Annotated in this window: 4 protein-coding genes; 3 read left to right on the forward strand and 1 reads right to left on the reverse strand. The window is 59.8% G+C overall.

Going from position 1 to position 5,137, the window contains the following annotated elements; genetic code table 11:
- Positions 1 to 51 precede the first annotated feature (51 nt).
- Together NW820_RS09815 and NW820_RS09820 are read left to right on the forward strand one after the other, a co-directional pair.
- Positions 52 to 1,206 carry an ABC transporter ATP-binding protein gene (locus tag NW820_RS09815; RefSeq protein WP_011432925.1) on the forward strand — a complete coding sequence of 385 codons (1,155 nt, stop codon included), beginning with the start codon at positions 52 to 54 and terminating at the stop codon, positions 1,204 to 1,206.
- Positions 1,200 to 2,150 (forward strand): ABC transporter permease, encoded by a 951-nt coding sequence (locus NW820_RS09820; protein WP_414342559.1) that lies wholly within the window; start codon positions 1,200 to 1,202, stop codon positions 2,148 to 2,150. The genes NW820_RS09815 and NW820_RS09820 overlap by 7 nt, the downstream gene beginning before the upstream one ends.
- Here the strand turns inward: NW820_RS09820 and NW820_RS09825 are convergent.
- Positions 2,133 to 3,152: a Rieske 2Fe-2S domain-containing protein gene (locus NW820_RS09825; protein WP_414407386.1), complete on the reverse strand. Its 1,020-nt coding sequence runs from the start codon at positions 3,150 to 3,152 to the stop codon at positions 2,133 to 2,135. The genes NW820_RS09820 and NW820_RS09825 overlap by 18 nt on opposite strands.
- 203 nt (positions 3,153 to 3,355) lie before the next feature.
- Between NW820_RS09825 and crtH the strand changes: the two genes are divergently transcribed.
- Positions 3,356 to 4,912: a carotenoid isomerase gene (gene crtH, locus NW820_RS09830; protein ID WP_414407387.1), complete on the forward strand. Its 1,557-nt coding sequence runs from the start codon at positions 3,356 to 3,358 to the stop codon at positions 4,910 to 4,912.
- Positions 4,913 to 5,137 lie beyond the last annotated feature (225 nt).

Raw genomic sequence — 5,137 nt, forward strand, 5'->3', positions numbered from 1 at the left:
CGGGTGTGGAGGACAACTGCAATTTTCTCGGAGACTTGCATACTGGGTTAGATGGTTTTATCAGCGCTGTCAACTGTGATCGCGAGTGTCATCTCCAGTACTTCCACCGTCCGGGATCCCGACTGGGATGTAGAAGTGGCGGGCCTCTACAAGCGTTTTGGCGATTTTGTGGCCCTCAATGGCATTGAGCTGAACATCCGGCGGGGGGAGTTTTTCGGCCTGCTGGGCCCTTCCGGCTGTGGCAAGACCACCCTGCTGCGCATCCTGGCCGGCCTGGAGATGGCCGATGCTGGGGAAGTGGTGATTCGAGGTCGCCCGGTAGGCCACCTGCCCGCCCACAAGCGCAATGTCAACACCGTGTTCCAGAGCTATGCCCTTTTCCCTTTTATGACGGTGGAGGACAACATCGCCTTCGGCCTGCGCATGCGGGGTGTGCGGGGAGAAGCTCTGCGCAAGCGGGTAGCGGCTGCTATGGAATTGGTGGAGATTGCAGCTCTGGCCAAGCGGAAGCCCCATGAGCTGTCGGGGGGACAGCAGCAGCGGGTGGCCTTGGCTCGGGCTTTGGTGAACGAGCCGGAAGTGCTCTTGTTGGATGAGCCGCTGTCGGCGTTGGATGCCAAGTTGCGCAAGCAGCTTCAGGTGCAGTTGTGCGAGTTGCAGCGCCGCCTGGGCATGACCTTTATTTTCGTTACCCACGACCAAGAAGAGGCTTTGGTGACCAGCGACCGGGTGGCGGTGATGCGGGCGGGGCGCATTGAGCAAGTGGGCCTTATCGATGAGGTGTACGAGCGCCCGGCGACGGCCTTCGTAGCCGACTTTTTAGGGGCCAGCAACCTGATCGAGGGGATCGCCTGTGGGACGGACTGTGTGGATACGCCCTTGGGAAAGCTGAAGGTCTTGGGGATCCCGGCCAGCTCGGAACCGGTGCAATTGGCTATTCGCCCGGAAAAGATCCAGCTCTCTCGCAGCGGCTGGGATCTGCTGCCCAACCAGGTGCCGGTGCGGGTGGAAAACCTCATCTACACTGGGGCTGAGAACCAATACCTGTTGCGGACAAACCAAGGTCAGCAGCTCAAGGCCACGGCCCTCAACACCGATATTGAGGATGCAGGGTTTGAGATCGGCGCAGCGCTGGTGGCCCACCTACCCCCGAAAAGCCTAATCCGTTTGCGACCGGATCCCCGTCAGGAGGAGACTGGATGTTGAAGCTGCCATCTCCTGTGGGCAAGTGGATCCCTGGCCAAGCCCAGGTGCGATTTGGGGAGCTGCTCACCCCTTGGCAGGAGTTGGGGCGCAGCCTAATTTTTGCTGGGCCAGGGGTGCTGTGGGTGATGTTTTTTCTGGTGCTGCCGGGGCTGTTGCTGTTGGTGTGCAGCTTTCTCAGCCGCGGGGAGTTTGGCCAGATTCAACTGCCCCTGACCCTGGAGAACTATCTGCGCATTCTCGGCTTTGGCCCCTTGGGATGGACGCCCATCTACTGGCAGATCTTGGGCCGCAGCCTGCTGGTGGCGGGGGTGACCACCTTTTTTTGCGTGCTGCTGGCCTACCCATTGGCTTTCTTCATTGCCGCCCACCCACCCCGACAACGGGATCTGTTGCTCACCTTGGTGGTGGTGCCCTTTTGGACGAACCTGGTGATCCGCACCTACGCCTGGATGGTGGTGCTGGCCCCGGAAGGGTGGCCGGCTCGCTTGGCGGCCTGGCTGGGCTGGATCCCACCGCAAACGGCTCTGTATCCCAGTTGGCTGGCGGTTTATCTGGGCATGGTCTACACGTTTTTGCCCTACATGGTCTTGCCCCTGTACACGGCGGTGGAGCGCATCGATTGGCGGCTGGCGGAAGCGGCACGGGATCTCTATGCCAAGGGTTGGCAGGTCTTTTGGTGGGTGCTTCTGCCCCAGACCTTGCCTGGACTGGCGGCGGGCCTCATTCTGGTGGGGATCCCGGCTTTCGGCATGTTCGTAGTGCCGGATCTGTTGGGGGGCAGCAAAACGCTGTTGATCGGGAATGTGATTCAGTTGCAGTTTGGCTCCAGCCTGGACTATCCTTTCGGGGCGGCCCTCAGCTTTTTGGTCACCGGCCTCACCCTGGGGTTGATCTACGCCTACAGCCGCTACGCTGGCACCCGCAGCCTAGAAAATCTGGTTTGAGGAGCTGCTGTGGGCTTTAAGCAGAGCCGCCAATTGCTTGCGCATCAGGATCCCGGGCTTATCGGTGAGCATGTGCTGTTCGGTGCTGAGGGTGAGAGGAACGTCGGGATCCGTGGTCTCCAAAATGGCTTTATCTTCCAGAGTTACAGCCCGGTCAAAGCGGATAACCTCGGCGGCTGGGGTATCGGCTTCGGTGTCGTTGCGCAAACAAAACTGCACCACTTGGGAGGCTCGGTCGTTGATGGGGGTGGGGATGTTGACGATGACATGGCTGCGGCCATTGGGGTAGCGGATGTGAAGGTGGTTGGTGAAGGGCAAATGCCAGGTTGAAGTGGTGGTGCGCTCGGTTTTGGCGGCAGCAATGCCCAGGTTTTTTTGTTGCAGCTCTGGGTTGGCTACACCGAGCACTGTGCGGGTGCGGATCCCGTAGTCCAGCTCCTCGACCTCGAAGTGGCTGGGTACCAAGTCTTCCATACTGCCAAAGGTGTTCTGGTGTACAAAGCTGATGTGGGCGGCATCGAACTCGTTCTCGCAGATGCGCAAGCTGGCACATTCCCAGCGTTCGTAGAACTCGTGGATGAGCCGGTAACTGGGATCCTCGGCTTCTGGGATGACCGGGATCCCCCGTAGAGGCTGGGGATGCAAGCACACCCAAGCATAGCCATAGCGGGCCTGGCAGAGATAGGCGGGAATGCGGTAGCTCTCTGGGATGCGGGCCTGATCCGGCAGTTGCGGCACCTTGACACAGGCTCCCGTGCCATCAAACTCCCAGCCATGGTAGGGGCAGCGGATATGGTCATCACAGACGATTCCCTTGGACAATTGAGCCGACCGATGACAGCAGCGATCTGCGGCTGCCTGGGGCTGTCCGGCTTTGTCCAGCCAAAGGACGATCCTCTCTCCCAGCAGCTCGAAAGGTTGCGGGGATCCCTGCTCCAATCGGCTGAGGGGCATCACCGGGTACCAAAAGCGCCGAAAGACAGGATGCTGGGTCACCAACATGGCAAAACCATCTGTGTCGTGTGGCCGGATTCTGTATAGCAAATTCGTGAATTCGGTTCCGTAGCCCGCGCCACAATCTCTATTTGGGGATCTTGCAGATCTGGGCAAACTCATTCCCAGGGGAGCTCAACTCATGGGGAAACCCTAGAACCTCTGGTACGGTAAAGATACTGATCTTGCGTTTGAGTTTCCAGAGGGATCCCTTGACCTCTACTTTGCCTTCTCAGACCTTCTTGCAGGCTCTGCACACCCCTTCCCCCGCTTGGGATGCCATCGTCATCGGTGCTGGGATCGGGGGATTGGTCGCGGCCAGCCAGTTGGCCGCCAAAGGATACCGTGTGCTGGTGCTGGAGAAATACCTCATTCCAGGGGGCAGCGCCGGCTACTTTGAGCGTCCGGATCCCTTAGGCAACGGGATCTACCGCTTTGACGTGGGCGCTTCCATGATCTTTGGGTTGGGCACCCAGGGTACCACCAACTTGCTGACCCGCGCCTTGGCAGCCGTGGGCCAGTCCATAGACTCTATCCCCGATCCGGTGCAGATTGCCTACCACCTGCCCAAGGGGCTGAATCCCCGAGTACACCGGGATTACGGGCAGTTTTTGCAGGAGCTATCCGGCTACTTTCCCCGGGAAGCCGCCGGCATTCGCCGGTTCTACGATAGCCTGTGGCCCATCTTCAACAGCCTCAACGCCATGGAGCTGCTCTCGTTGGAGGAGTGGGGCTATCTATTTCGTTCTTTTGTGAGCAATCCCCTCGGCTGCCTGACCTTGGCGCGCTATTTGCCGGTGAATGTGGGCCAGGTAGCGCGGCGCTGTCTGCGGGATCCGGATTTGCTGCGCTTTGTGGATATGGAGTGCTACTGCTGGTCGGTGGTGCCGGCGGATCGCACGCCCATCATCAATGCCGGGATGGTGTTTTGTGACCGACACTACGGCGGTATTAACTATCCCAAAGGGGGGGTGGGGCAGATCGCCCAAAAGTTGGCCCAGGGGCTAGAGGCCCATGGCGGGCAGATCCGCTACAAAGCACCCGTGCGGCGGATCCTGGAAGAAAGAGGTCGGGCGGTGGGCGTAGAACTGGCCAGCGGGGAAAAGCTCTTTGCCCGCACGATCATTTCCAATGCCACCCGCTGGGACACCTTTGAGCGCCTATGGCCGGGATCCCTGCCCAGGGCGGAGCGGCAGTGGCAAAAACGCTACCAGCAATCCCCTAGCTTTTTAAGCTTGCACCTGGGGGTGCGGGCCGAGGCCCTGGCCGGCGAATGCCATTGTCACCACATTCTCCTGGAAGACTGGGATCAGATGGAGGCTGAGCAGGGCACCCTTTTCGTCTCCGTCCCCACCCTGTTGGATCCCGACCTGGCTCCCCCGGGCCGCCACATTGTTCATGCCTTTACCCCCAGTTGGATGTCCACCTGGCAAGGGTTGAACCCAAGCCAGTACCAGATCCAAAAACAGCAAGCCGCCGACCGCCTCATCCGCCGCCTGGAGGCCCTTTGGCCCCAACTGGGATCCCACATTGAACTGAAGGAGATAGGCACCCCCCGCACCCACCGCCGCTTTTTGAGCCGCAGCAACGGCACCTATGGGCCTATCCCCAGCCGGGATCCCTGGGGCTTGCTGGGCATGCCCTTCAATCGCACCGCCATCCCCAACTTGTACTGCGTGGGGGATAGCACCTTCCCCGGCCAAGGGCTCAATGCCGTTGCCTTCTCCGGCTTTGCCTGCGCCCACCGGGTGGCAGCGGATTTGGTTTAGGTTGCCCTTATCCTTGCTACTCCCTTCTCCCTCTGGGAGAGGGGCAGGGGATGAGGGTTGAGCGGCGCAGAGGGTTTGGGAGGCAGTTGATGGTCAATTCAAACAACAATGAGACGCTAGCCAGTAAGATAGCGTCCGTTCCCGAAAGCAGGCTGTAGGCCTTTGAATCAGGACATTGTCCAGAATCAACACAGATGTCCTCTTCAAACTCGGTATTCAGTATCT

It is taken from the genome of Synechococcus sp. R55.7, from assembly GCF_047461955.1.
In the GTDB taxonomy this organism is placed as follows: Bacteria; Cyanobacteriota; Cyanobacteriia; order Thermostichales; family Thermostichaceae; genus Thermostichus.